The sequence below is a fragment of the Janthinobacterium sp. 67 genome, assembly GCF_002797895.1.
GTDB lineage: Bacteria > Pseudomonadota > Gammaproteobacteria > Burkholderiales > Burkholderiaceae_D > Janthinobacterium.
Genome location: NZ_PGES01000001.1, coordinates 5,112,180 through 5,138,974 on the forward strand (window position 1 = coordinate 5,112,180; position 26,795 = coordinate 5,138,974).

19 protein-coding genes, 2 tRNA genes, 3 rRNA genes and 1 riboswitch are annotated in these 26,795 nt (G+C 61.6%); of the genes, 8 read left to right on the forward strand and 16 right to left on the reverse strand.

Going from position 1 to position 26,795, the window contains the following annotated elements; all coding sequences use genetic code 11:
* Positions 1-82: 82 nt before the first annotated feature.
* Together CLU90_RS23015 and CLU90_RS23020 are read right to left on the reverse strand one after the other, a co-directional pair.
* Entirely contained in the window at positions 83-1,279 is a 1,197-nt protein-coding gene (locus CLU90_RS23015; protein ID WP_100428996.1) for a type II secretion system F family protein, read from the reverse strand.
* Positions 1,280-1,352: 73 nt separating this feature from the next.
* Entirely contained in the window at positions 1,353-2,825 is a 1,473-nt protein-coding gene (locus CLU90_RS23020) for a DHA2 family efflux MFS transporter permease subunit (RefSeq protein ID WP_232731304.1), read from the reverse strand.
* A 206-nt stretch (positions 2,826-3,031) separates the two neighbouring features.
* Here CLU90_RS23020 and CLU90_RS23025 point away from each other — a divergent pair, with 206 nt between their 5' ends.
* The gene (locus tag CLU90_RS23025; RefSeq protein WP_100428998.1) at positions 3,032-4,186 is read left to right on the forward strand and encodes a hypothetical protein; all 1,155 of its coding nucleotides are present in this window, start codon (positions 3,032-3,034) and stop codon (positions 4,184-4,186) included.
* A 66-nt stretch (positions 4,187-4,252) separates the two neighbouring features.
* On the opposite strand, the gene CLU90_RS23030 is transcribed toward CLU90_RS23025, so the two are convergent.
* The 13 genes from CLU90_RS23030 to cobT all read right to left on the reverse strand — a co-directional run bounded on the left by CLU90_RS23030 (position 4,253) and on the right by cobT (position 17,126).
* Positions 4,253-5,707 (reverse strand): cobyric acid synthase, encoded by a 1,455-nt coding sequence (locus CLU90_RS23030; protein WP_100428999.1) that lies wholly within the window; start codon positions 5,705-5,707, stop codon positions 4,253-4,255.
* Entirely contained in the window at positions 5,704-6,501 is a 798-nt protein-coding gene (locus CLU90_RS23035) for an ABC transporter substrate-binding protein (RefSeq protein ID WP_100429000.1), read from the reverse strand. Before CLU90_RS23035 ends, CLU90_RS23030 begins: the two co-directional genes overlap by 4 nt.
* Positions 6,498-7,409, reverse strand: a complete 912-nt coding sequence (locus CLU90_RS23040; protein WP_100429001.1) for a cobalamin-binding protein — start codon at positions 7,407-7,409, stop codon at positions 6,498-6,500. Before CLU90_RS23040 ends, CLU90_RS23035 begins: the two co-directional genes overlap by 4 nt.
* A complete protein-coding gene (gene cobD, locus CLU90_RS23045; protein ID WP_100429002.1) occupies positions 7,406-8,392 on the reverse strand; it encodes a threonine-phosphate decarboxylase CobD in 987 nt (328 codons plus the stop codon). The genes CLU90_RS23040 and cobD overlap by 4 nt, the downstream gene beginning before the upstream one ends.
* Positions 8,385-9,338: an adenosylcobinamide-phosphate synthase CbiB gene (cbiB, locus tag CLU90_RS23050; protein WP_100429003.1), complete on the reverse strand. Its 954-nt coding sequence runs from the start codon at positions 9,336-9,338 to the stop codon at positions 8,385-8,387. The genes cobD and cbiB overlap by 8 nt, the downstream gene beginning before the upstream one ends.
* A complete protein-coding gene (gene cobU / locus CLU90_RS23055; protein ID WP_100429004.1) occupies positions 9,332-9,898 on the reverse strand; it encodes a bifunctional adenosylcobinamide kinase/adenosylcobinamide-phosphate guanylyltransferase in 567 nt (188 codons plus the stop codon). Before cobU ends, cbiB begins: the two co-directional genes overlap by 7 nt.
* Before the next feature lie 7 nt (positions 9,899-9,905).
* Complete coding sequence (cobO, locus tag CLU90_RS23060) at positions 9,906-10,538, reverse strand: cob(I)yrinic acid a,c-diamide adenosyltransferase (protein ID WP_046683333.1); 633 nt, start codon at positions 10,536-10,538, stop codon at positions 9,906-9,908.
* Positions 10,535-11,308 carry an ABC transporter ATP-binding protein gene (locus CLU90_RS23065; protein WP_092717163.1) on the reverse strand — a complete coding sequence of 258 codons (774 nt, stop codon included), beginning with the start codon at positions 11,306-11,308 and terminating at the stop codon, positions 10,535-10,537. Before CLU90_RS23065 ends, cobO begins: the two co-directional genes overlap by 4 nt.
* Before the next feature lie 7 nt (positions 11,309-11,315).
* Entirely contained in the window at positions 11,316-12,341 is a 1,026-nt protein-coding gene (locus CLU90_RS23070) for a FecCD family ABC transporter permease (protein WP_092717166.1), read from the reverse strand.
* Positions 12,342-12,430: 89 nt separating this feature from the next.
* Positions 12,431-14,302: a TonB-dependent receptor domain-containing protein gene (locus CLU90_RS23075; RefSeq protein WP_100429005.1), complete on the reverse strand. Its 1,872-nt coding sequence runs from the start codon at positions 14,300-14,302 to the stop codon at positions 12,431-12,433.
* A gap of 129 nt (positions 14,303-14,431) precedes the next feature.
* A riboswitch (cobalamin riboswitch) is annotated at positions 14,432-14,673 on the reverse strand.
* 44 nt (positions 14,674-14,717) lie between these two features.
* Positions 14,718-15,272, reverse strand: a complete 555-nt coding sequence (locus CLU90_RS23080) for a histidine phosphatase family protein (RefSeq protein WP_100429006.1) — start codon at positions 15,270-15,272, stop codon at positions 14,718-14,720.
* A 4-nt stretch (positions 15,273-15,276) separates the two neighbouring features.
* Positions 15,277-16,083 (reverse strand): adenosylcobinamide-GDP ribazoletransferase, encoded by an 807-nt coding sequence (locus CLU90_RS23085; RefSeq protein WP_100429007.1) that lies wholly within the window; start codon positions 16,081-16,083, stop codon positions 15,277-15,279.
* Between the two features lie 2 nt (positions 16,084-16,085).
* Positions 16,086-17,126 carry a nicotinate-nucleotide--dimethylbenzimidazole phosphoribosyltransferase gene (gene cobT, locus CLU90_RS23090; protein ID WP_100429008.1) on the reverse strand — a complete coding sequence of 347 codons (1,041 nt, stop codon included), beginning with the start codon at positions 17,124-17,126 and terminating at the stop codon, positions 16,086-16,088.
* 464 nt (positions 17,127-17,590) lie between these two features.
* Here cobT and CLU90_RS23095 point away from each other — a divergent pair.
* From CLU90_RS23095 to CLU90_RS23125, 7 genes are all read left to right on the forward strand, one after another.
* Positions 17,591-19,121, forward strand: a 16S ribosomal RNA gene (locus CLU90_RS23095).
* A gap of 100 nt (positions 19,122-19,221) precedes the next feature.
* Positions 19,222-19,298 (forward strand) — tRNA-Ile (locus CLU90_RS23100).
* An 11-nt stretch (positions 19,299-19,309) separates the two neighbouring features.
* Positions 19,310-19,385, forward strand: a tRNA-Ala gene (locus tag CLU90_RS23105).
* Between the two features lie 248 nt (positions 19,386-19,633).
* Positions 19,634-22,509: ribosomal RNA gene (locus CLU90_RS23110) — 23S ribosomal RNA — on the forward strand.
* A gap of 138 nt (positions 22,510-22,647) precedes the next feature.
* Positions 22,648-22,760 (forward strand): 5S ribosomal RNA (gene rrf / locus CLU90_RS23115).
* The 16S, 23S and 5S rRNA genes sit together here with 2 tRNA genes alongside, the layout of an rRNA operon.
* A 370-nt stretch (positions 22,761-23,130) precedes the next feature.
* Complete coding sequence (pedF, locus tag CLU90_RS23120; RefSeq protein ID WP_035824926.1) at positions 23,131-23,616, forward strand: cytochrome c-550 PedF; 486 nt, start codon at positions 23,131-23,133, stop codon at positions 23,614-23,616.
* A 25-nt stretch (positions 23,617-23,641) separates the two neighbouring features.
* Positions 23,642-24,475 carry a substrate-binding periplasmic protein gene (locus CLU90_RS23125; RefSeq protein ID WP_092719645.1) on the forward strand — a complete coding sequence of 278 codons (834 nt, stop codon included), beginning with the start codon at positions 23,642-23,644 and terminating at the stop codon, positions 24,473-24,475.
* 54 nt (positions 24,476-24,529) lie between these two features.
* On the opposite strand, the gene CLU90_RS23130 is transcribed toward CLU90_RS23125, so the two are convergent.
* Entirely contained in the window at positions 24,530-26,668 is a 2,139-nt protein-coding gene (locus CLU90_RS23130) for a TonB-dependent receptor family protein (protein ID WP_100429009.1), read from the reverse strand.
* Positions 26,669-26,795 lie beyond the last annotated feature (127 nt).

Consider the following 26,795-nt stretch of genomic DNA (forward strand, 5'->3'; position numbering starts at 1 on the left):
TGTTGCCGCGCAAACATTGCCTGGCACTGCCGCAGTGTAAAACATCTGCCGGCGCATGGGGACGTTTTGCGTGGCTCGATCTTCAAATCACGGCCCCCAGCTTGAAAATCGGCAAATACAGGGCAATCACGAGCGAGCCGACGAGCACGCCCAGCACCACCATCAGCGCCGGTTCCAGCAGGGTCGAGAGGGTGGCCACGGTGGCGTCGATCTCGGCTTCGATGATATCGGCCGCGCGCGACAGCATGGCGTCGAGGGCGCCTGATTCCTCGCCGATCAGGGTCAGTTGCGTCAGCAGTGGGGGAAACACGGCGCTGTGTTCCATGGCCAGGGTCAGGCTGCCGCCGGCGCGGATTTCGCGCTCGATGCTGACCGTTGCTTCCTGGTACAGCGCGTGGCCGGCTGCGGCGCCCACGAGGCCGAGTGTATCGAGCAGCGGCACGCCGGCGGCGAACATGGCGGCCAGGGTGCGCGTCCAGCGGGCGATCGCCGCCTTGCGCAGCAGCGGGCCGAAGACGGGCAGGCGCAAAGCCTGCACTTGCGTGCTGCGTCGTAAGGCGGGCCAGCGGCGCCAGGCCAGGTGCAGCAGCACGCAAGCAAGCAGAAGCACCACCAGCAGAGCCAGCCAGTAATGGACGAGGAAGGCGGATACGCCCATGACGACCAGTGTGGGCAGCGGCAACGGTGCGCCGAAGCTGTCGAAGACCTGGCGGAAGGCGGGTACGACGACGCTCATGATGATGGCCGTGACGACGATGGCGACGAGCACGATGACCAGCGGATACATCAGCGCGCCGCGCACCTGCCGCCGCAGGGCGATGGCTTTTTCCTGGTGCGTGGCCAGGCGCGCCAGCAATTCCTGCACGATGCCCGCCTGTTCGCCGGCCGCCAGCAAGTTGCAATACAACTCGTCAAACAGCAGGGGGAACTGGCGGAAGGCTTGCTGCAGGCTGCTGCCCGCTTCGATGTCGCGGCGCAAGTCGCGCATCAGCTCGGTGACGGCCGGCTTGGCGTGGCCCTTGCCGGCGATGTCGAACGCGTGCAGCAGCGGCACGCCGGCCGCCATCATGGTCGACAGCTGGCGCGTGAACAGGGCGATATCCTTGCGCGTGATGGCCTTGCCGGGCGCGGCGCGCGGGGCTTTTACCTTGCTGGCAAGGATGCCCTGGCGTCTGAGCGCGGCCCTGGCAGTGGTGGCGTCGGCCGCGCGCAAGATGCCCTCGACCGCCTGGCCATGGCGGTCCGTGCCTTTCCACGCAAAGCGCCGCTCGGCCGCCATGTGCACCTCCTGCCGTTACGGTAGCAGTGGCAGGCCAAAGCGCCAGCGGCGCAGGCGGCAAGCTTGAGGTGGCTCAGCCTTTCGTGGTTTGCACTTCCGTCTGTACAACGGCCTGGGCCTTCACGTCGGCCGCGTCTTCCTCGTCGCTGTCCGTGCCCTTGCTGATGCTTTCGCCATCGTCGCGGCGCAAGGTCCAGAAGGTCAGCGAGGACAGCACCGTCAGGGCGGCCAGGGTCAGGAAGGCGTGGTGCAGCGCCGTGCTGAGCATGGCGCGGTCCGACTGCGGCATGTCGCCCAAGTACCAGCCCGCGATCAGCGAACCGAAGGCGAGGCCAAAGCTCATCGACAGTTGCTGCATCGAACTGGCGATGGTGCTGGCCATGCTGGAATCGGCCTTGTCGACGTCGGCATAGGCGATGGTGTTCATGCTGGAAAACTGCAGCGAATTGAAAAAGCCCATGCACAGGCTGATGGCGACGATCACGTACAGGGGCGTGCCCACGCCCACCTGCGAAAACATGGCGATGGTGACGCCGATCAGCACCGTGTTGACGATCAGCACCTGGCGGTAGCCGAAGCGGGCCAGCACGCGCGCGGATATGAATTTCATGCCCATGGCGGCGGCGGCCGACGGCATCATCAGCAAGCCCGACTGCCAGGCGGGCAAGCCCAGGCCCAGCTGGTACAGCAGCGGCAACAGGAAGGGCAGGCCGCCCACGCCCAGGCGCGTGACGAAGCCGCCCACGACGGAAACGCGGAAGGTGCGGATCTTGAACAGGGTCAGGCGCAGCAGCGGGTGCAGCACTTCGCTCGAATGCCAGGCATATGCGGCCAGCAGGCTGATGGAGATGAACAGCAGCACGGCAAACGAGGTGCCGTCGATGCGGTGTTCGCCGAAGATTTCCAGCAGCCACGACAGCAGTGCGATGCCCGTGCCGAACAGCACCAGGCCGATCAGGTCCAGCGGACGCGGCTTGTCACCATAGTAATCGGGCATGTAGCGGTGCGCCAGGTACAAGGCCACCAGGCCGACGGGCACGTTGACGAAGAAAATCTCGCGCCACGACAGCCAGTGCACGATCAGCCCGCCCACCGTGGGCCCCAGCAGGGGGCCGATCAGGGCGGGGATGATGACGAAATTCATGGCCGCCAGCAATTGCGACTTGGGAAAGGTGCGGATGATGGTGAGCCTGCCCACCGGCATCATCATGGCCGCGCCCACCCCTTGCAGCAGGCGCGCGGCCACCAGCATGGGCGCGTTCACGGACAGGCCGCACAGGATGGAGGCGATGGTAAAGATGGCAACGGCGGCGGAAAACACGCGCCGCGTGCCGAAGCGGTCGGCCATCCAGCCGCTGATGGGAATGCACACGGCCAGGCTCAGGATGTAGCTGGTGACGACGGCCTTCAGGCTCAGCGGGGTCACTTGCAGGCTGGCGGCCATGGCGGGGATGGCGGTGTTGACGATGGTGGAGTCGAGTTGCTCCATGAACAGGGCGGTGGCGACCACCCAGGGAAGGTAGCTTTTAATCGGGGAACTGGTCATGGATGCGAGCCTGAGGAGGAAAAACGGAGCCGACAGTACGACGAATTGTCACATAAATGACGCAGGCGTGCCGCCCGCGCCGTGCATATTGCCACCGTGCCGGTGGCGTCGTCCATGGAACATTTGTTCCATGGCAATAGATTGTGGGCAAGGCTAGCATGTGTTTTCCGGCAGCTCCCCCTCTATTTCCCCGAAAGTCACACCACATGAAAAATACACTTACCTTCCTTGTCCTGGGCGCGGTCCTGTCCGCATGCGGTGGCGGCAGCGATGGCGGCACGCCGGAAGCGCCCGTTACGCCGCCCGTCGTGGTGACGCCGCCTGTCGTTCCCGCCGACAACGTGGCCGTGGCGTCAGCCGCCGTGGCAAAAGAGGCTGGCCTGGCCGTCATCGCCGGCGCCAATGCGGACGAGACGGTGTATGACGTGGCCGCCGACATCGGCGACACGTGGCGCATCACGCTCGACAACGCCAAAAAAACCTTCAGCGTCAAGGTGCTGTCGACGCAGTTCGGCCTGGCCGACCGCAGCGGCACCTTCAGCGCCACCACCTCCGGCAATATCACGACCTATACCGGCACCGACCTGAGCCTGAGCGTCGATGCGCGCACGCGCTTGCTGACGGGGACTGTGAAACTGGGCAGCATGAATTCCAGCGTCAGCGGCAGCGGCTATGCCGCCACCGACGTGGCCAAGCTGGCCGGCAGCTATATCTTCCTGGGCGCCATGCGCAATGCCTCGAACGGGGGCGACCGCTTCAATCCGAAAGGCAGCCTCAAGGTGGCGGCCGATGGCAGCGCGCAACTGTGCAATGGCGGCGTGTTCAATGCGCAAGGCGCGTGCTCCGCCGTATCGCCGCAGCTGGAAGCGGAAAACGCCAGTCTGACCCTCGTGCGTGACGCGGCGCGTGGCCTGATCATCGCCCGCCAGGGCGGCCAGGACTTCGGCATCGTGCACGTGCACGCGGGGGACCGGGGGCTGGCGCTGTTCATCGACCGCTACAGCCGCAACCAGCAGAACGTGCTGCGCGTGGGCACCATCGTCGCCGCCAAACAGCAAAAGATCGGTACTGAAATCGCCGGCAGCTACGCCTGCGCGGCGCCGGGCATCAGTGCGAAGATCGTCGTGGCCGGCGGCACCGCCACCATCACCAACAACACCGCCGGCAAGACGCATGCGGAAACGATCACCGTCAACAAGCTGGGCCTGGGCGCGCAGGCTGTCGATTTCGATGGCATTGCCGTGTTCAAGGACCCGGCCGACGTGCCGGCCGATTACTCGATGTTCATGCCCGTGTCGTCGAGCATGGCGGTGGAATTCTCGACCGACCGCTCGTATATGGGCACGTGCCTGAAAAATTAAGGGGTGCCGCCACGTGCCTGTGTGAGTAGGTCGGCTTAGCCGGTACGGCGTAAGCCGACACCACCATCAGCGTGGCAGCCGCTCCAGCGCATCCATCAATGGCATCGCCGCGTCGGCGATGCGATCCAGGCTGGCCTCGCGCAGGGCGGCGGTGTCCACCGTGTGGCTGGAGTCCAGCCCCGCCCAGCGCAGCAGCGCCGCACACGCGGCTGGCGTGTCGAACATGCCGTGCAAATAGCTGCCGAGGATTTGCCCGTCGCCTGACACGGCGCCTTCCGGCCGTCCATCGATGACAAAGGCCGGCTGCGCCAGCGCCGCGCCATGCGAGATGCCCATGTGGATTTCATAGCCTGCCACGCGTGCATCGGCCGCGCCGGCAAATGCGCAACGGCCGCTCACCTGTTCCAGGCGTTTTTCGCTTGTCAGTTCCGTCACCATGTCGAGCAGTCCCAGTGCCTCTGACTCGCCCGCCGCGCCTTCCACGCCCAGCGGATCGCGCACGCTTTGTCCCAGCATCTGGAAGCCGCCGCAGATGCCCAGCACCTTGCCGCCATAGCGCAGGTGTTTCGCCAGATAGTCGGGCCAGCCTTGTTGCCGCAGCCAGGCCAGGTCGCCGCGCGTGTTTTTGCTGCCGGGCAGGATCACCAGGTCGGCCGCCGGAATCGGCTGTCCCTGCTGGACGAATTGCAGGTCAACCTCGGGGTGGGCGCGCAGCGCGTCGACATCCGTGTGGTTGCTGATGCGCGGCAGTTGCGGCACCACCACCTTGAAGGCGCCCCGTTCGGCCTGCATCGCTTCGACGGCGTCCTCCGCGTCGAGGAACAGGCCTTGCAGATACGGCAGCACGGCCAGCACGGGTTTACCCGTCTGCTGTTCGAGCCACTCGATGCCCGGTTGCAGCAGCGAGATGTCGCCACGGAAGCGGTTGATGACGAAGCCGATGATGCGCGCCCGTTCGCTGTCGGACAGGCACGCCAGGGTGCCGATGATGTGGGCGAAGACGCCGCCACGGTCGATGTCAGCCACCAAAATCACGGGGCAGTCGACGGCTTCCGCAAAGCCCATGTTGGCGATGTCGCGCGCGCGCAGGTTGACTTCGGCCGGGCTGCCCGCGCCTTCGACGACGACGGCATCGTACTGCTGGCGCAAGCGCGCGTACGATTCCAGCACGGCGCCCATGGCGATGGTTTTATATTGCTGGTAGTCGCGCGCATCCATGTCGGCGCACACCTTGCCGTGGATGATCACTTGCGCGCCCGTGTTCGACGACGGTTTCAAGAGCACCGGGTTCATGTCCGTGTGCGGCGCGATGCCGCAAGCCAGTGCCTGCAGGGCCTGCGCGCGGCCGATCTCGCCGCCGTCGCTCGTCACGGCGCTATTCAGGGCCATGTTTTGCGGCTTGAATGGCGCTACCGTCACGCCACGGCGTTTCAAGATGCGGCACAGGGCCGCGACGACGGTGCTCTTGCCCGCGTCGGACGTCGTGCCCTGCACCATCAGGGCGGGGAAGGGACTCTTCATGTTTGCTGTTCCTGCCACTGCGCGATGATGTCGCTGATCTGGCGCAGCCCTTCGGTAATCGCCGCCGGACCGGGCGACAGGATGTCGGGTGACTTGATCTCGAACAGCATGTCATTGCGTACGGCGGGAATCGCATCCCAGCCCGGGCGTGCCGCCAGTTGCGCCGGCTGGAACTTCTTGCCGCACCAGCTGGCGACGATGATGTCGGGCGCGCGCGCCACCACGCTCAAGGGATCGGCGATGATGCGTTCCTTTGCGCCTGGATGCGCGGACAATTCCGGGAAGGCGTCAGTGCCGCCGGCGATCCCGATCAATTCCGCCGCCCAGCCGATGCCGCTCATCAGGGGATCGTTCCACTCTTCAAAGTAGATCACGGGCTTGCGCGTCCAGGTGGCGGCGCGGGCCTTTGCTGCGGCGATGTCCGCGCGCAGGCTGGCGATCAATGCCTGGCCTGCTGCCTCGCGCTGCACCAGCGCGGCCAGCACGGCGATCATGCGCAGGATGCCGTCCACCGTGCGCTGGTTGAACTGGTGCACTTCGATGCCGGCCTTGACGAGGTCGCGGCAAATGTCTGCCTGCATGTCGCAAAAGCCGATCACGAGATCGGGTTTCACTGCCAGGATGCGTTCCAGGTTCGTGGATGAAAATCCGCTGATCTTGGTCTTTTCCTCGCGCGCGCGGGGAGGGCGCACGGTAAAGCCGGATATGCCGGCGATCGTGTCTTCGGCGCCCAGCGCGTACAGCGTCTCCACGGCTTCCGTCGACAAGCAGGCAATGCGCTGGTAGTGACTCATTGCGCCGCCTTGGCTGCGGGAGCGGTGCGGCGCTGGCGCGCCACTTCCAGCTGTTCGCACATGTCGGCCGTGCCTTCGATCATGCGCGGGCCGGCGCGGTTCAGCAGGTCGCCATTGAGGCGGAACAGGTTATTTTTGCGCACTGCCGTCATCGACGGGAAGGCGCGCCACATGGCCAGGCCGCCTTCGCTGCGCGGATCGCTTTTTTCGCTGGTGCCGAAAATGACTTCCGGGTCTTCCTGCAGCACGCCTTCCGGCGTGACGACGGGCGCCACCACCTTCATCGCGGCAAAGATGTTCTGGCCACCGCACAGGCGCATGGAATCGCTGATGATGCTCGCGCCGCTCAGGGTATATAAAGGTTTGTCCCACACCTGGTAAAACACGCGCACGGGCGGGCGCTGAGCATACTGGGTCGTCAAGCTGGCCAGCTTGGCGCGCAGCTGGGCGGCGGCCGGTTTGGCGGTTTTTTCCGTGCCCATCAGCCGGCCCAGGCGGTCCATGCTGTCGGGGATATCGGCCAGCTTGCGCGGTTCGCTGTGATAGATGGGCACCTTCAGCTGGCGCAGCATGGCGATCTGGCGCTCGGCGCTGCCATGCATCCACACGACGATCAGGTCCGGCTTCATGGCGATGATGCGCTCCATGTCGTACTGGCGGTTGTCGCCCACTTGCGGAATTTTTTTTGCCGCTTCCGGGTAGTCGCTGTAGCTGACGACGCCGGCGATCCTGTCGCCGCCGCCGGCCGCGAACAGCAGTTCCGTCACGTGCGGCGCCAGCGCCAGGATGCGCTGCGCCGGTTTTTCCACGGTGACGACATTGCCGTCGTCGTCGCGCACGGTGATGGCGGCGTGCGTTTGCAGCGAGACCAGTCCGGCCAGCAGCAGCGATATGTTCAGGGTTTTCATGTGCTTTTCCATGCGGTGAGGGCCTGCTGCAGGCGCAGCCAGGCGTGTTCGTCGGGGGGCAGGCCCAGGCGGATGCCGTGGGCGGCGTGGCGGAACAGGCGCACCCAAATGCCCGATTCCGCCATGTGGCGCCAGAACGCTTCGGCGCGTGCTTCCGGCCACCATTGAAACAGCGCCGTGCCGCTGCTGGCGATGCCGTGCGCGGCCAACAGCTGGTGCAAGCGGGCGCCTTCGCCGCGCAGGCGCCCGCGCATCGCGTCCTGCCAGTGTGCATCGGTAAGCGCGGCCAGTGCCACCTGCTGCGCCGGGCCGCTGACGGTCCATGGGCCCAGCATGTCGGCCAGTTGGGCCAGCAGCGCGGGATGGGCGGCGACAAAGCCCAGGCGCAGTCCCGCCAGGCCAAAGAATTTGCCGATGGAGCGCAGCACGATCAGGCCCGGCCGGCCCGAGTGCGGGTCGAGGCTGGCGTGCGCTTCCGTGTCGCCAAACGCTTCATCGACGACCAGCCAGCCGCCGCGCGCGGCCAGCTTGCCCGCCCATGCCAGCAGCAGGGCGGGTGCGATGCGCTCACCCGTGGGGTTGTTCGGATTGCAGACGACCAGCACCTCGCAGCTATCCACCGCATCGGCCAGCTGCGCATACGGCACTTGCCGCAAATGGTGGCCATGCTGGCTCCAGTGGTGCGCGTGTTCCGCATACGAGGGCGCGGCCACCACCACGCGCGACGCTGCGCGCAGCCGGGGCAGGGCCTGAATGGCGGCTTGCGTGCCCGCGACCGGCAGCATGTCCGGCGCGTCATAGTAGGCGCAGGCGGCAGCGGCCAGCGCGGGATCGGCTTCCGGCAGCCGGTGCCAGGCGTTGGCGTCGGGTGCTGGCGCTGCATACCAGTGCGGGTTGATGCCGGTCGACAGGTCGATCCAGTCGGCGATGGGCCGTCCATATTCGTGCGCGGCGTCGCGCAGGTTGCCACCATGTTCAAGCAAGGTATTTCCCCTTCAGGTAGAACAGGCCCGCCAGCAGCGCCACCCAGATCAGCCACAGCACGGCCGTTTCCGCCACCAGGCGCCAGGCGCGGTCGATGTCACGCGCTTCGGCGGGACGGCCGCTGCCCAGTGGCGAGCGGCGTTCCAGCTCGCCGTCATAGATGGCGTCGCCGCCCAAGGCCAGGCCCAGGGCGCCGGCGCCGCTGGCCATGACTGGCCCCGCGTTCGGGCTGCCCCAGTTGGGCGCCTGCGTGCGCCAGCAGTGCCAGGCGCGCTGCTTGTCGGCCATGGTTTTACCCAGTAAAACGTAAGATAGGGCCGTCAGGCGCGCCGGAAGATAGTTCAGAACATCGTCGATGCGCGCGGCGCAGCAGCCGAACCAGTCGTAGCGTTCGTTGCGGTAGCCCCACATGGCGTCGAGGGTATTGGCCAGGCGGAACAGCACGGCGCCGGGGCCGCCCGCCACGGCAAACCAGAACAGGGTGCCGAAGACGGCGTCGTTGCCGTTTTCCAGCAAGGATTCCGTGCTGGCCTTGGCCAGGCTGGCCGCGTCGGCATTGGCCGTGTCGCGGCTGACGATGCGTGCCGTCAGCAGGCGCGCCTTGTCCAGGTCATCGATGGCCAGTGCGTCGGCGATCGGCTGATTGTGGTCGCGCAGGCTGCGCAGGCCCAGACAAAGATAGAGCAGGAAGACGTGGAGTGCCGCACCGGCCAGGCCGCACAGCCACCAGGAGGCATAGCTGATGGGCAGCACGGCCAGCGACCACGCCAGCGCGCCGCGCAGCAAACGCCGACTGCCCCGGTTCAGCAGGTGATCGAGCGCGCCGGCGAGGCGGCCAAAGCCGACCAGCGGATGCCAGCGGCGCGTTTCTCCCAGCAGCATGTCGAGCAGCACGCCGGCCGTCATCAAGGCGGCCAGCATGGGCAGCGACAGGCCGCTCAGCATGGGCCGCCTTTCAGGTATAGCGGCAGGCCGGCGGCGACAAAAACAGCCTTGTCGCACACGGCCGCCACGGCCTGGTTCAAGCGGCCCGCTTCATCGGTGAAGCAGCGCGAGATGGCGCCGTAAGGCACGATGCCCATGCCCACTTCGTTCGAGACGAGAACGAGGTCGCAATCGGTCTCGCCAATTTCGGCCAGCGCGTACAGCAGGTGCGCGCGTTCGCTGTGGAACAGCTCGGGCAGGGCGACGTCGCCCACGTCGGGATACGTCTCGCCGCTGGAAAACATCAAATTCGTCAGCCACAGGGTCAGGCAGTCGACCAGCAGCAGCCGGCCGGGCCGTGCCTCCCGCAGGATGGCGTCGCCCAGGCGCAGCGGTTCTTCGATAGTCCCCCACCCGGCCGGGCGCTGCGCACGGTGATGCGCGATGCGCGTGGCCATTTCGCCGTCGCCCGCCTGCGCGGTGGCGATGTAGAGTACTTCCTTGCCGGACTCGCGGGCCAGCTTTTCCGCATGGGCGCTCTTGCCGGAACGGGCGCCGCCGAAGACCAGGGTGCGCGTCATGGCGCTGTTACCACTCGGTGCCGATTTGGGCGCCGATGCCGGCCGCATACGCATGCTTGACGACGGCCATTTCGGTGACGGTGTCGGCGATCGCGATCAATTCGTCCGGCGCGCCGCGGCCCGTGATGACCACGTGCTGCATGGCCGGGCGCTCGAGCAGGTCGGCGATGACCTTGTGCACGTCGAGGTAGTTGTACTTGAGGGCGATATTGAGTTCGTCGAACAGCACCAGGCCGTAGCTTGGGTCGGCCAGGAAGGTCTTCGCCTGCTCCCATGCCAGTTCCGCTTTTTCGATGTCGCGTTCGCGGTTCTGCGTTTCCCAGGTATAGCCTTCGCCCATCGCATGGAAACTGATTTCGTCGGGGAAGCGGCGCAGGAATTTCTCTTCGCCCGTCGACATGGCGCCCTTGATGAACTGTACCACGCCCACTTTCATGCCGTGACCCATGGCGCGGATGGCCATGCCGAAGCCGCTAGAACTCTTGCCCTTGCCATTGCCCGTGTTGACGATGATGATGCCGATTTCCTTGTCGGCCTTGGCGATGGCCGCGTCGATGATGGCTTTCTTGCGTTCCATGCGCACGCGGTGGCGCTCGTTGATGGCGGCGGTGTCCGCGTCTGCAGGTTTGTTATCGCTCATTGTTGATCCTCTTTTGGTATGAATATCTTGCGTTTGCCGTGCTCGATGATCTCGATAGGGTGGCCCAGGTAGTCGCCCAGAATGGACGCCTGCATTACGTCGGCCACGGGACCGGCCAGCCAGCCGCCGTCGCCCATCAGCAGCAACGCGTGGGTCGAGATGCTGTGCGCCAGGTTCAGGTCATGCCCCACCATGACCACGGTTTTATGTTGTTCGCGGCACAGTTTCGACAGCAGGCCCATGACGCTGACCTGGTGCGCCAGGTCCAGCGCGTTGGCTGGTTCGTCGAGCAGCAGCAAGGGCGTATCCTGCGCCAGCATGGCGGCGATCGCCACACGCTGGCGTTCGCCGCCGGACAGGCTGCGCACGTCGCGCTCGGCCAGGTGCTCCACTTCCATCGAGGCCAGCGCCGCCAGGGCGATGCGCTGGTCGTCGCTGCCTTCCCAATAGTGATTGTCGTGATACGGATGGCGCGCCGACAGCACCGTTTCGATCACGCGGTACGAGAACGCGTCGTGACGCGCCTGCGCCAGGAAGGCCCGTTCGCGCGCCAGCTCTTCCAATGGCCAGTCGATCAGGGCGCGGTCCTGTATCGTCACGTGCCCCGCATCCGGTTCGCGCAAGCCGGCCAGGGTGCGCAGCAAGGTGCTCTTGCCCGCGCCATTGCGGCCGATGACGCTCCAGCATTCCCCCTCCCTGATTTGCCAGGTGAGGTTTTCCACGAGGGAGCGCGTGCCTGCTTTCAGGCCCAGTTGGTAGGTGCGTATCATGCTTGTTTCATCCCCTGCGCAAGCGGTGCAATTGGTACAGGAAGACGGGCGCGCCTATCATGGCCGTGACCACGCCGACGGGCAGTTGCAATGGCGCCAGCACGGTGCGCGCCAAGGTATCGGCCAGTACGAGGAAAGTGCCGCCGGCCAGCGCGGCGGCCGGTATCAGCAGGCGATGATCGGGGCCGCAGGCAAAGCGCAGCGCATGCGGCACGATCAGGCCGACGAAGCCCACGCTGCCGGCGCTGGTGACGGCGCTGGCCGTAAGCAGGCCGGAACAGAAAAACAGTCCCTTGCGCAGGGCGCCCACGCGCACGCCCAGGGTGCTGGCCGCTTCCGCGTGCAGCGCCATGACGTTCAGCGAGCGCGCGCAGCGCAAGGCGAAGACGAGGGCGCCGGCCAGGACCAGCCACGGCATCAGCCGCGCGGGCGCGCCGGACAGGTCGCCGATCATCCAGAACACCATGCTGCGCAAGCGGCTTTCCGGGGCGATGGACAGCATCAGGGTGACGATGGCCATGCAGGCCGAGGCCAGGATAACGCCCGTCAGCAGCAAGAGCGAGGCGCCGCCTTCGGCCGCCGTACCGCCGCGCAGGTCGCGCCGGGCAAAGAAGTACAGCAGCATGGAGACGCCGACGGCGCCGGCAAAGGCGGCCGCATCGACCACCCACAGCGCGCACATGAACAGCAGCGCGGCCAGCGCGCCGACGGAAGCGCCGGCGGAAATGCCCAGCACGTACGGGTCGGCCAGGGGATTGCGCAGCAGCGCCTGCATCATCAGGCCCGCCAGCGACAGCGCCGCACCGGTGACAAAGGCGGTCAGGGCGCGGCCCAGGCGCAGGTCGAGCAGGGTGGCGGCGAGGGTGTCGGTCTTGCCCTGAGCGACATGGAACAGGGCGGAAGGCAGGTCGGCGAGCGGAATCGCGATCGAGCCGATCATGCCGGAGAAAATCAGGCTGGCAATCGCGCACACGATCAGCACCGTGAGGATCACGGTGGCGCGATGGCGCATATTGCGGAAAAATGGGTGCATGTACTGCCTTAAAAACGGGGACTGCAGAACTGCATCTGCGGGCAATGGCAGCAACGCCATCGCCCGCAGCTTACATCATTACCAGGTGCTTATTTCATGCCGTAGCGCACACCGACGAAGACTTTCGAGCCTGGTGTTGCGTAGAAGCGGGCCAGTTCGTAGTCCTTGTTGGCGATATTGTTCCAGCGCGCCAGCGCCGACCAGTCACGCGTGAACTGGTAGGTGGCGTACAGATTGACCAGACCATAGCCGCCCAGGACGTTCTTGTTGGCGGCATCGTCGTAGCGTTTGCTCGACAACTGCCACTCGGCGCCCGACGTCAGCGCGCCAACCGTGTAGTCGACGGCAAAATTGGCGTGCTGCTTGGCGCGGCGTACCAGTTGCTTGTCCTTGGTTTCATCGCGCGGGTCTTGCAGGTCGATGTTGCCGCTGACATTGAAAGCGCCAAATTTGCGGCTGCCGGCCAGGGTGACACCTTCCAGCAGCGCCTTGTTGACGTTGTAGGCACAACCGTAACCGGTGAAACGCGGGTCCGGGCAAGGCGAGGTATTGAGCAGCAGGTCGGTGACCTTGTTATGGTAGTAGGTCGCGCTCAGTTGCGATACGCCGTCGTTGTAGTGCAAGCCTACCTCCGCATTGCGGCCCGTTTCCGGCTTGTTCGACGCCAGGCCATAGCCAGGGTAGTACAGCTCATTGAAGGTTGGAGCGCGGAAGCTGGTGCCATAGCTGGCGTTAGCGCGCAGCGCGTTGCTGATGCGGTAGCCGTAGGCGACGCTGCCTGTATTGTGCGTGCCGAACGCGGAGCTGTCGTCGCTGCGGCCGCTGATGTTGAACAGATGCGCGCCGCGCGCCATGTTGTACGCCGCTGCGAAGGACTTGGTATGGCGTGCGCCCGTGACTTCCGGCGTGCTGCTCGACGTGACGTCTTCATCGCGGTAGCTGGCCAGCAGTTGCAGGTTGTCGCGTCCGATGCGGATGTCGTTCTGCCAGGTGATGTCGGTCTGCTTGGTGTCGATCTGGCTCTTGCCCCACGAGTCGGCGCTGCTGTCGTCCCCCGACTTGTCGCGCGCTTCCGCATAACGCAGTTCACTGGTCCAGTTGGGCAGGAATTCGTTCTTCGTGAAGACGGCGATGTTTTCCAGCTTCTGGTCGCTGCGCGCATCGTAGCCAGGACCCGCGTCGTACTGGGCTTTCAGCTTGCTGTTCAACAGGACCAGGCCGACTTCATGGCCCTTGGCCATCTGGTAGCCGAACTGGCCGCTGATGCTTTCCTTGTCGTAGCCATCCTTGTCCGGATTGTAGGTGTATTCCGGTGATGCGCCGAGTTTCGATGCGGAGAAGCCATCCGATTTTTCCTTGCCGGCGCTCAGCGCGTAGCTGAAGCTGTTCGCGCCGCCCGTCGAACCGGCAACGCTGGCTTCCGCCTGGCGCGTGTTGTTGCTGCCGTAACCCGCGAAAGCGGAGAAACGCGTGGCGCCGTCGCCTTTCTTGGTGAAGATCTGGATTACGCCGCCAATGGCGTCGGCCCCATACATGGTGCTCAGCGGGCCGTAGACGATTTCAACGTGGTCGATGCTCGACAGGGGCAGGGCGCTCCAGTTGGCCGTGCCCAGGGTGGACGAGCCGATGCGCACGCCATCAACCAGCACAATATTCTGGTTGCTGTTCGCACCACGGATGAAAACGCTGGCCGAGGTACCCGCACCGCCGTTGCGCGTCACTTCAATGCCGCGCTGCTTTTGCAGCAGGTCGATCAGTGAGCCGGCGCCCGAACGCGCGATGTCTTCCGAGCTGATGGTCTGCGTATCGCTCAATACTTCGCTCAGGTGTTGCGGGTAGCGGCTGGCGGTGACGACGACGGGATCGAAGGTGTCTGGTGTCGCTTGGGCGAAAGCGGCAGGCGCGGCAATGGCTAGCGCGAGCGACGTGAGCGCCGCGTGGCGTGAAACAGCATGGGTCATGATAATTTTCAGTAAGTAATATGCAACCAGCCGACGTCCCCGTAGGCCAGATTGAACAGAAGTGGGAACTGAAGATGACGATCGAAGATGGCCACAGGGACCATTCGGATCGCGAACATCCCCGTTCGCACACTTCCACCTGTCCTGGCCGGTATCCGGGCTGGCAAGTGCGGCTATCCCACCTTCCCATGCTCGATGATTGCAAGCACAGTGGTTGTCAGAGATAGCTTGTCGTCCGCTTCCTGTAGGGAGGGGCGACACTTGCTTACCGTTGCGGGGGCAGCACACGTTCGCCGCAGGCGCGGCATCGTGTTTCCCGTTTAACTGCGCTCATGGACATGAACGCGGGCACCAAAACCCCGTCATTATACGTGCAGTGGACGTCGACTGAAATGGCTGGTCGGGCGATTCGATATCAGAAATCGACGACGACCGTCGCACCATAGGCGATTTTATGGGCGGAACGGGCGGCCAGCAGGGCCGTTTCCTCCAATGGCAGCCGGGCTTGCAGCGCCGACAGCAGGCGGATGGTGCCCGCATGGCAGATGATGACGACTGTTTCGTGTTGTTCGCGCAACAGATCGCCTAAAAACGCGTCGACGCGGGCGGCCATCGCCAGTACGTTTTCGCCGCCGCCAGGGCGGTACCAGGCCAGGTCGGCCGCCCAGGCATCGATGTCCGCGCGCGCTATCGCGTGCCAGGGCTGCATTTCCCATGCGCCGAAATCCATTTCGGCCAGCCGCGCGTCAAAGTGCAGGGCGCTGGAAGGCAAGTCCTGCGCCAACGTCGCCGCCAGGCCGGCGCAGCGGCGCAGAGGACTGGCATAGAGCGGCACACCGGCTGGCAGCGTTGCTTGCAGCCTGGCGCGCACGGTGGCCATTTCGTGCGGCGCCACGGCCACGTCGCTGCGGCCATAGCAGGTGCCGCTGGTCACTTGCGGCGTGGGGTGGCGGATGAGGATCAGGCGCATGCTGCTAATAGAGGCGAACTGGCGGTTGAAAACTGGAGAGTAGGGCCAGGTAGATTGCCACTTCCGCCACCTGCTGCACGGCACCGAGGCAGTCGCCCGTATAGCCTTGCAGGCGGCGTTGGCATTTGCGCCCCAGCCAGAATGCGGCGGCTGCCGCCGCCACGATGGCAAAGACCAGCGCGGCCCAGTCGAATATGCCCAGTACACCGCAGGCGATGGCGGGCAGCAGGGCGCAGACGGCGGCGATGAGGAATTCACCCGTGGCCATTTCCTGCGCCATCGGCTTGGCCTTGCCTTCGTCGCGCGCATAGTCCATGAGCCAGATCAGCGAGACGGCGGCCAGGCGCGAGAGCGGATGGGCGATGAACAATGCCGCCACGATGACGGCCGGCGGCAGCGCAGCCAGCGCTGCGCACTTGATGGCCAGCAGGCAGATGATGCCGATGGCGCCATATGCGCCGATGCGCGAATCCTTCATGATTTCCAGCACCCGCTCGCGCGTCAGGCCGCCGCCGAAACCGTCGCACATGTCGGCGAAGCCGTCTTCATGGAAGGCGCCCGTCAGGTAAATGCCGGCGGCGACGGCCAGCAGCATGGCCACCGTCGAAGGCAGCAGCCAGCTGGCCAGCAGATACACGGCGCCACTGATGGCCGCCACCACCACGCCGATCAATGGAAAGTAGCGCGAAGCGTGCTGCAGCCAGGCTGGGTCGAAGCCCACCCAGCGCGGTATCGGCAGGCGCGTGAAGAACTGCAGCGCGATGAAGAACAATCGGCATTGATGGATGGCGGCGGAAACCGGATTGGCCATGGTCAGTCTGGCGTGGATTTTTCGCTGACCTGGGCCGACGCGAAGGTGGCCATCTCGCGCATGAAATTGACGGCCGCGTGCAGCAGCGGCAAGGCCAGCGCCGAACCCGTGCCTTCGCCGAGGCGCAAATCGAGGTGCAGTAGCGGACGCGCTCCCAGGCTTTCCAGCAACTGGCGGTGGCCATTTTCATCGGAGCAGTGCGAAAACACGCAGTAATCGAGAATGGCTGGCTGCAAACGGGCCACCACCAGCAAAGCGCTGCTGACGATGAAGCCGTCGATCAGCAGAGTCATGCGCCGTTCGGCCGCCTTGAGCATGGCGCCGGCCATCATGGCGATCTCGAAACCGCCAAAGGTGGCCAGCACGTCGAGTGGCTCGGTGACTGCCGCATGATGGACGACGGCCGCCTCGATCACCTGCTGCTTGTGCAATATGCCTTCCTTCGACAGGCCGGTGCCGGCGCCCACGCAATCGGCGACGGGCGTGCCGGTCAGCTTGTGCATCAGCGCGGCGGCGGCCGTGGTATTACCGATGCCCATTTCGCCAAAGCCCAGTACATTGCCGTCCAGGGTGGCGACCAGGTCCATCCCTGCCTGCATGGCGGCCTGGCATTGTTCCCCGCTCATGGCGGACTCCTTGGCAAAGTTGCGGGTGCCAAGTCCCTGCTTGCGGTCGAGCAAGCCGTCGCGCGGGCCGAAATCGTGGTTCACGCCGGCGTCTACTATATAGAGGGCGCAATCGCTCTGGCGGGCAAAGACATTGATGGCGGCGCCATTGCCGAGGAAGTTCTCCACCATTTGCCAGGTCACGCTTTGCGGATAGGCGGAGATGCCTTCCGCAACGACGCCATGGTCGGCCGCGAAAACGATGATGGCGGGCTGGTGCAAGGCCAGTTGCGTGCTTTGCTGGATCAGGCCGATCTGGCGCGCCAAGGTTTCCAGCATGCCGAGGCTGCCCAGCGGCTTGGTTTTGCTATTGATGGCGTGTTCGAGGGCGCTGGCCAGGGTGGGATTGGCGGTGGGAGAGATGTGTGGGATAGGCATGGGAATCTATATGGATGAAGCAGCGGATTGTCGGCGCTACGATATCACACAGCAATATTTGCCCAGCTGCAAAATAGCGCTTGCAGGGTGTGCGAGGCAGGGCTATAATTCGCCCCCTCGCTGAACGACGCATGCAAATGCCGAGTGCGGTGAGGAAAAGAAGGAGTTGACGGATTTAGCGAAATGCTTCATACTCTTCCTTCTTCGCAGCTGACAAACACAACGCTTTGTCGATAGCGCGAAAGCAGTAACCGAATACAGTTCTTTAACAATTAACAGTCGATAAGTGTGGGCATTTGATGTAAGTGCAGCGTCAATCTTCGGATTGGCGTCTAACTTAAAATATCAAATGTTCACAAGAAATAATGAAATAGGATACTTCTTCGGAAGTAGCCTGTCAGTTTTTTGAGTGAGCGACCCGTCAGCAATGACGGTGCCGGTAAAACGGCAAAGTAACAGAGATTAAACTGAAGAGTTTGATCCTGGCTCAGATTGAACGCTGGCGGCATGCCTTACACATGCAAGTCGAACGGCAGCACGGAGCTTGCTCTGGTGGCGAGTGGCGAACGGGTGAGTAATATATCGGAACGTACCCTGGAGTGGGGGATAACGTAGCGAAAGTTACGCTAATACCGCATACGATCTAAGGATGAAAGTGGGGGATCGCAAGACCTCATGCTCGTGGAGCGGCCGATATCTGATTAGCTAGTTGGTAGGGTAAAAGCCTACCAAGGCATCGATCAGTAGCTGGTCTGAGAGGACGACCAGCCACACTGGAACTGAGACACGGTCCAGACTCCTACGGGAGGCAGCAGTGGGGAATTTTGGACAATGGGCGAAAGCCTGATCCAGCAATGCCGCGTGAGTGAAGAAGGCCTTCGGGTTGTAAAGCTCTTTTGTCAGGGAAGAAACGGTGAGAGCTAATATCTCTTGCTAATGACGGTACCTGAAGAATAAGCACCGGCTAACTACGTGCCAGCAGCCGCGGTAATACGTAGGGTGCAAGCGTTAATCGGAATTACTGGGCGTAAAGCGTGCGCAGGCGGTTTTGTAAGTCTGATGTGAAATCCCCGGGCTCAACCTGGGAATTGCATTGGAGACTGCAAGGCTAGAATCTGGCAGAGGGGGGTAGAATTCCACGTGTAGCAGTGAAATGCGTAGATATGTGGAGGAACACCGATGGCGAAGGCAGCCCCCTGGGTCAAGATTGACGCTCATGCACGAAAGCGTGGGGAGCAAACAGGATTAGATACCCTGGTAGTCCACGCCCTAAACGATGTCTACTAGTTGTCGGGTCTTAATTGACTTGGTAACGCAGCTAACGCGTGAAGTAGACCGCCTGGGGAGTACGGTCGCAAGATTAAAACTCAAAGGAATTGACGGGGACCCGCACAAGCGGTGGATGATGTGGATTAATTCGATGCAACGCGAAAAACCTTACCTACCCTTGACATGGCTGGAATCCCCGAGAGATTGGGGAGTGCTCGAAAGAGAACCAGTACACAGGTGCTGCATGGCTGTCGTCAGCTCGTGTCGTGAGATGTTGGGTTAAGTCCCGCAACGAGCGCAACCCTTGTCATTAGTTGCTACGAAAGGGCACTCTAATGAGACTGCCGGTGACAAACCGGAGGAAGGTGGGGATGACGTCAAGTCCTCATGGCCCTTATGGGTAGGGCTTCACACGTCATACAATGGTACATACAGAGCGCCGCCAACCCGCGAGGGGGAGCTAATCGCAGAAAGTGTATCGTAGTCCGGATTGTAGTCTGCAACTCGACTGCATGAAGTTGGAATCGCTAGTAATCGCGGATCAGCATGTCGCGGTGAATACGTTCCCGGGTCTTGTACACACCGCCCGTCACACCATGGGAGCGGGTTTTACCAGAAGTAGGTAGCTTAACCGTAAGGAGGGCGCTTACCACGGTAGGATTCGTGACTGGGGTGAAGTCGTAACAAGGTAGCCGTATCGGAAGGTGCGGCTGGATCACCTCCTTTCTAGAGTTTGCACGAATCATGTAAATGATTCACGCATCAAATGTTCACACTTATCGGCTGTTAGTCAAAGAAGAAACAGTAGTCGTAGTAGTTCCGCGTTGGGGCTGTAGCTCAGCTGGTTAGAGCACCGTGTTGATAACGCGGGGGTCGTTGGTTCGAGTCCAACCAGCCCTACCAGTCATTACCCAGGGGGATTAGCTCAGCTGGGAGAGCACCTGCTTTGCAAGCAGGGGGTCGTCGGTTCGATCCCGTCATCCTCCACCAAAGTTTTACTCGAAAGTGCAAACGTAAGCCGGTCAGTGACTCAGGTTTAGGTTTGATCTTTTAGCGATCAAAGCTGTTTCGTTCTTTAACAATCTGGAAGAAGTAAAGATTATTTATTGATCGGTTTGCCGTAAAAAGCGAATCGATGGGTAATGATTGTATGTATCAACAAACAAGCAACAACGTTGTACTTTCTTATCCCTGTAGCGCTCTTTTCGTTTGAAAGAATGAAGAGGCTAACGTTATAGGGACAAGCGAATAAGTGCACATGGTGGATGCCTTGGCGATTACAGGCGATGAAGGACGTAGTAGCTTGCGATAAGCTGCGGGGAGTGAGCAAACACACTTTGATCCGCAGATTTCCGAATGGGGCAACCCACCCTTTTAGGGTATTGCAACCTGAATACATAGGGTTGCAAGGCGAACGCGGCGAACTGAAACATCTAAGTAGCTGCAGGAAAAGAAATCAACCGAGATTCCCAAAGTAGCGGCGAGCGAAATGGGAAGAGCCTGTACGTGATAGTCGGACCGATAACAGAATCCTCTGGAAATAGGAGCCATAGTGGGTGATAGCCCCGTATGTGAAATCGGACCGGTGGTACTAAGCGTACGACAAGTAGGGCGGGACACGTGACATCCTGTCTGAATATGGGGGGACCATCCTCCAAGGCTAAATACTCGTAATCGACCGATAGTGAACCAGTACCGTGAGGGAAAGGCGAAAAGAACCCCGGAAGGGGAGTGAAATAGATCCTGAAACCGTGTGCATACAAACAGTAGGAGCGGACTTGTTCCGTGACTGCGTACCTTTTGTATAATGGGTCAGCGACTTACATTCAGTGGCAAGGTTAACCGAATAGGGAAGCCGTAGAGAAATCGAGTCCGAATAGGGCGATCAGTCGCTGGGTGTAGACCCGAAACCAAGTGATCTACTCATGGCCAGGATGAAGGTGCGGTAACACGCCCTGGAGGTCCGAACCCACTAATGTTGAAAAATTAGGGGATGAGCTGTGGGTAGGGGTGAAAGGCTAAACAAACTTGGAAATAGCTGGTTCTCTCCGAAAACTATTTAGGTAGTGCCTCAAGTATCACCATCGGGGGTAGAGCACTGTTATGGCTAGGGGGTCATTGCGACTTACCAAACCATTGCAAACTCCGAATACCGATGAGTGCGAGCTTGGGAGACAGACGTCGGGTGCTAACGTCCGGCGTCAAGAGGGAAACAACCCAGACCGCCAGCTAAGGTCCCAAAGATTGGCTAAGTGGAAAACGAAGTGGGAAGGCTAAAACAGTCAGGATGTTGGCTTAGAAGCAGCCATCATTTAAAGAAAGCGTAATAGCTCACTGATCGAGTCGTCCTGCGCGGAAGATGTAACGGGGCTAAGCCAGTCACCGAAGCTGCGGATATCTAGCAATAGATATGGTAGGAGAGCGTTCTGTAAGCCTGCGAAGGTGTCTTGTAAAGGATGCTGGAGGTATCAGAAGTGCGAATGCTGACATGAGTAGCGATAATGGGGGTGAAAAGCCTCCACGCCGTAAGCCCAAGGTTTCCTGTTCAACGTTCATCGGAGCAGGGTGAGTCGGCCCCTAAGGCGAGGCAGAGATGCGTAGCTGATGGGAAGCAGGTTAATATTCCTGCACCGTCGTATGATGCGATGGGGGGACGGATCGCGGAAGGTTGTCTGACTGTTGGAATAGTCAGTTTCTGTCTCATAGAAGGCGCTTAGGCAAATCCGGGTGCGCAATTCAAGGGGATGGGACGAGTGCACTTGTGCACGAAGCAATCGGAAGTGGTTCCAAGAAAAGCCTCTAAGCTTCAGTCATACGAGACCGTACCGCAAACCGACACAGGTGGGCGAGATGAGTATTCTAAGGCGCTTGAGAGAACTCGGGAGAAGGAACTCGGCAAATTGGTACCGTAACTTCGGGAAAAGGTACGCCCCGGTAGCTTGACCACTTTACTGTGGAAGGGTGAAAGGGTTGCAATAAACTGGTGGCTGCGACTGTTTAATAAAAACACAGCACTCTGCAAACACGAAAGTGGACGTATAGGGTGTGACGCCTGCCCGGTGCTGGAAGATTAAATGATGGGGTGCAAGCTCTTGATTGAAGTCCCAGTAAACGGCGGCCGTAACTATAACGGTCCTAAGGTAGCGAAATTCCTTGTCGGGTAAGTTCCGACCTGCACGAATGGCGTAACGATGGCCACACTGTCTCCTCCCGAGACTCAGCGAAGTTGAAATGTTTGTGATGATGCAATCTACCCGCGGCTAGACGGAAAGACCCCATGAACCTTTACTGTAGCTTTGCATTGGACTTTGAACCAATCTGTGTAGGATAGGTGGGAGGCTTTGAAGCGGGGACGCTAGTTCTCGTGGAGCCAACCTTGAAATACCACCCTGGTTTGTTTGAGGTTCTAACCTTGGTCCGTTATCCGGATCGGGGACAGTGCATGGTAGGCAGTTTGACTGGGGCGGTCTCCTCCTAAAGTGTAACGGAGGAGTTCGAAGGTACGCTAGATACGGTCGGACATCGTGTTGATAGTGCAATGGCATAAGCGTGCTTAACTGCGAGACTGACAAGTCGAGCAGGTACGAAAGTAGGACATAGTGATCCGGTGGTTCTGTATGGAAGGGCCATCGCTCAACGGATAAAAGGTACTCTGGGGATAACAGGCTGATTCCTCCCAAGAGTTCATATCGACGGGGGAGTTTGGCACCTCGATGTCGGCTCATCACATCCTGGGGCTGTAGCCGGTCCCAAGGGTATGGCTGTTCGCCATTTAAAGTGGTACGTGAGCTGGGTTTAAAACGTCGTGAGACAGTTTGGTCCCTATCTGCCGTGGGCGTTGGAAATTTGAAGGGGGCTGCTCCTAGTACGAGAGGACCGGAGTGGACGAACCTCTGGTGTACCGGTTGTCACGCCAGTGGCATTGCCGGGTAGCTAAGTTCGGAAGAGATAACCGCTGAAAGCATCTAAGCGGGAAACTTGCCTTGAGATGAGATTTCCCAGAGCCTTGAGCTCTTTGAAGGGTCGTTCGAGACCAGGACGTTGATAGGCTGGGTGTGGAAGTGCAGTAATGCATTAAGCTAACCAGTACTAATTGCCCGTACGGCTTGTCCCTATAACCTTAGCAGGTACAGAGGATAAGACGGTACAACGTTGCGTGTGTGTTGATACTACCAGTCATTACCCCGATCTTTGCTTCTTCCAGATTCAGGCTTTGTCGCTCCATCGAGGACAAATGCCGGTACAAGTTATGCCTGATGACCATAGCAAGTTGGTCCCACCCCTTCCCATCCCGAACAGGACCGTGAAACAACTTTGCGCCGATGATAGTGCTGCAACCAGTGTGAAAGTAGGTTATCGTTAGGCTTGTTATTCTAAAAAACCCCTTCCGGTGATCCGGTTGGGGTTTTTTTTCGTCTGCTGGTTTTGTCAGGCGCCGCGAGTGGTGTCGGCTTACGCGCGTTGCGCTAAGCCGACCTACGGTCAGCCCTCCTCGTCCGTTGGCAATGACCTTTGCGTGAGCGGCATGGAGGGTCTGTCCCCGGTCGTTCAGGTGTTGGGTTTTATCGACTCACGTCTTCCCTGTTCATGCCTGCCGCTGCCTGATGCGCGCGGTGACACAACTGGGTGTTGCAGCTGTTCCAAATTGATACATGGGTGGCCGGATGCGGGGCAAATACGCATGGCATGGCATTTGCTCTTCTTGGGTATTGACTAAAAAACCAAGGAGACCAGCATGACCTATTCCATTCGTACCCTGCTCGGCGTGGCGGCCGCCGGCGCCGTCGCCCTCACTTCCCTGCTGACCTTGCCGCATGCCTATGCGCATGGCAACGTCACGCCGCAAGGCGTCGACACCACAGGCTTGCCCAAGGTGGGCGACAAGTGGCTCGAGCAAAACCCGTATCGGGGCAACAAGCTGGCTCTGACGGTCGGCACCTCGGCCTACAACCAGAATTGCGCCCGCTGCCACGGCATCGAAGCCATCTCGGGCGGCATCGCGCCGGACTTGCGCCAGCTGGACCGCGATTGCTTCGGTATCAAGAATGAGACAAAGAAACAGGCTTGCTACAAGGAGACGGACAATTACTACCTGACCACCATCCGTCACGGTAAAGTGCGCAATGGCGCCGTGTACATGCCGCCGTTCGAAGGCGTGTTCAACCAGGAAGCCATGTGGGCCATCAAGACCTATCTGGAAACGCGCCGCGAATCCAACTAAGCCACACTGATCACGAAGGAGTCCCATGCGTTCATTTCAACTCCGGGGCGTGCGCGCGATGATCTCGCTCGCTTGCCTGGCGCTGTGCGCAGCCGCGCCGGCGCATGCCGACTGGCAGAAGGTGCAGCAGTCGGGCAGCCTGAAAGTGGCTGTGTACAACGAATTCGCGCCGTTTTCCGACAAGGGAGTCGGCATCGATATCGACATCGCCGAAGCGCTGGCGAAAAAGCTGGGGCTGAAACTGAGCTTGCTGCCATTTCCCGCCGGTGAAAACCTCAACGATGACTTGCGCAATATGGTGTGGAAGGGGCATTACCTCGGTTATGGTCCCGCGGACGTGATGCTGCATGTGCCAGTCGACAAGCAGTTGATGGCCGATAACGACAAGGTCGAGATCTTCGCGCCGTATTACGTGGAAACCGTGCGCCTGGCGCGCAGCGCGCAAGCCGTGCCGCAATTCGACGGCGTCGCCTCGCTGGCAGGCAAGCGTATCGGCGTGGAAAAGGTGTCGATCGCGGCCATGCTGATGCTGGGCGAAGACAATGGCAAGTACCGCGACGACGTGCGCATCTTCGACACGGCGGCCGAAGCCTTGCAGCAATTGCAGGCGGGGCAGCTTGACGCCGTGCTGGCCAACCGTTCGGAAATCGAGTCCGTGCTGAAAAGCGATCCTGCTTTCCCCATGAGCGAAGTGGCGTTCGCCCGCTTGCCCCGTGCCGGCTGGGCCGTGGGCCTGGCCGTCAGCCGCCAGCAGCTCGACGTGGCAAAATTGCTGCAGGCAGCCATGAACGAGATGGCGGCCAGCGGCGAATTGAAAACCATTTTTGAGAAATATGGCGTGAAGGCAGCTCGGCCCTAACTAGCCATGCTGGATAGCGAAGCCCGCGTATCGGAAGATACGCGGGCTTTGTTATTAGAACGAGTATTGCGCGCTGACACCCAGCAGCCAGTTACGTCCCGGCGCCGCTTCATAGTAGCGCTTGTTGCTGTCGCCGACGATGACGGAACCCACGTAGGTTTTGTCGAAAAGATTGTTCAGGCGGGCAAATTCCTTGAAGCGCCAGTTCCCCACGTTTTGCTTGGCGTTGAAGCGCGCATTGAACACCGTATAGCCGGGCGCCGGCTTTTCGCTGTTGCTGTCTTCCGCGTAGACCTGCTTGCTGGCCACGCTTTCCAGCGCCGCGCCAAAGCGGTCGAGCGTGTCTTTCCAGGCCAGTTCCGCGAACAGGTTGGCGCTAGGCACGCCCGGCAAACGGCTGCCTTCGCGCACGGCGCCGAACGCCTGGTCATACACGGCGTGCAGGCTGGTCAGCGCCACTTTTGTCGTGAAACCATATGGCAGGCTGGATTCGAGCGACACTTCCATACCCTGGCGCAAGGTCTTACCCGCATTGCGGTAGCTGGTACGCCCGCCGCTGGAACTGTCGACCACCAGCTCGTCGTTGGTCTTGATCTGGAACACGGCCGCATTGACGTGCGTGTTGTGGTTGATCCTCGCCTTGATGCCCGCTTCCAGGTTGGTGCTGGTGGCCGGTTTCAGCTGGTAATTGAAGCCGCCGCCCGTGCCCGAGTAAAACAGTTCATTCAGGGTGGGCGCTTCGAAACCGCGGGCGGCGCTGGCGTACACATTGACGTCCGGCGTCAGTTTGTACAGCAAGCCCAGCACCGGTGTCGTGTGGCTGAACTCCAGGCTGCCGCTGTCGTTCCCATTGCCGAGATAGCGGTCGTTGACCAACACTTTCATCTTGCTGTAGCGCACACCTGCGCTGAGCAGCCACGCTCCGCTTTGCCATTCCGTCTGGATATACGGATCGAGGCTGGAGACGACATCCTGCTCGTCGCGGCGCAGCTTGCCTTTCACGCCAAAGGTATTGCCGATGTAATTTTCATAGCCGGTGCGGTCATCGCTGGAGCGGCCGTAATCGATGCCGATGGTGGTGCTCAGCTTGCCGCCGGCCAGCTGGTTCACGTGCAGCCAGTTGGTGTCGATGCCGTAGAACTCGCGCTGGAAGTCGACCACGCCGCCCGAATGGCTGGCCGGCGCCTGGAAACCCTTGGTAAATGCCTGGTATTGGATCACGTCGCGGTTGCCGCCGTAGGCCGTCACGTGCAGGCGGTCGTCGCCGAACGACTGTTCATAGGTGGCGCCGATTTGCTGGTGGTCGATGCTCTTGCGGGTGTTGTAGCGCTCGGCCAGGGTGCGCTTCGGGTTTTGCGTATCCGTCGTGTCGATTTCTCCCGCGCGCGGATCGCGGGCAAACGTGGCCCAGGAGGCGCCCAGCGGATCTTGCGTATTGCCCTGGTGCAGGCTGTTGGCGACGATGGTCAGCTTGCTGTCATTCGTCGGCTTGACGGTGATCTTGCCGAACGCCTGTTCGCGCGCGGCGGCGCTGTGGTCGCGGAAACCGTCGGTGCGGAAGCGCGAGCCGTCGAGCACGTAGCCGATACCGCCTGCCTGGCCTTGGGCCGAGAGGTCGACCTTGCTGGTGCCGAAGCTGCCGCCCGTCACGTTCAGCTCGACGGATGGGGGATTTTGCCCATCCTTGGAAAACAGCTGGATCACGCCGCCCGAGTGGTTGCCATAGATGGCGGAGAACGGTCCGCGCAGCACTTCGATGCGCTCGGCCGTATCGAGGTTGAAGGTGGCGGCCTGGCCCTGGCCATCCGGCATGCTGGCGGGAATGCCGTCGCTGATCAGCTTGACGCCGCGCACGCCAAAGGCCGAGCGGGCGCCGAAGCCGCGCGACGAGATTTGCAAGTCTTGCGCGTAGTTCTGGCGGTTTTGCACCACCAGACCCGGCACGGCGGCCAGCGCTTCCGACGCGTTCACGCGGATCTGGCCATCCTGGATGCGGGCGCTGTCAACGACGTCGATCGAGGCCGGCACTTCCTGGCTGGGATGGGCAATGCGGCTGCCGCTGACGACCACCGTATCCATCAGTTGCCCGTTGGCCGGGGCAGCTGCCTCGGCGGCAAAGACGTGGGGGGCGAGGGTAGCGCTGCCGGCGACAAACAAGCTGGCGATGGTGTTCAGGCGGAAACGGTGCTGCATGCGGATTCTCCAATGTGAATAAAAGCCTGCTTTGGTCGCGTGCGCGGCGCAGGTCTGCATCGTTGTATCAAGCAATATGCCTGCCATGTCTCCATTGGTGGGCTGAAATTATACGCGTGTCAGTGGC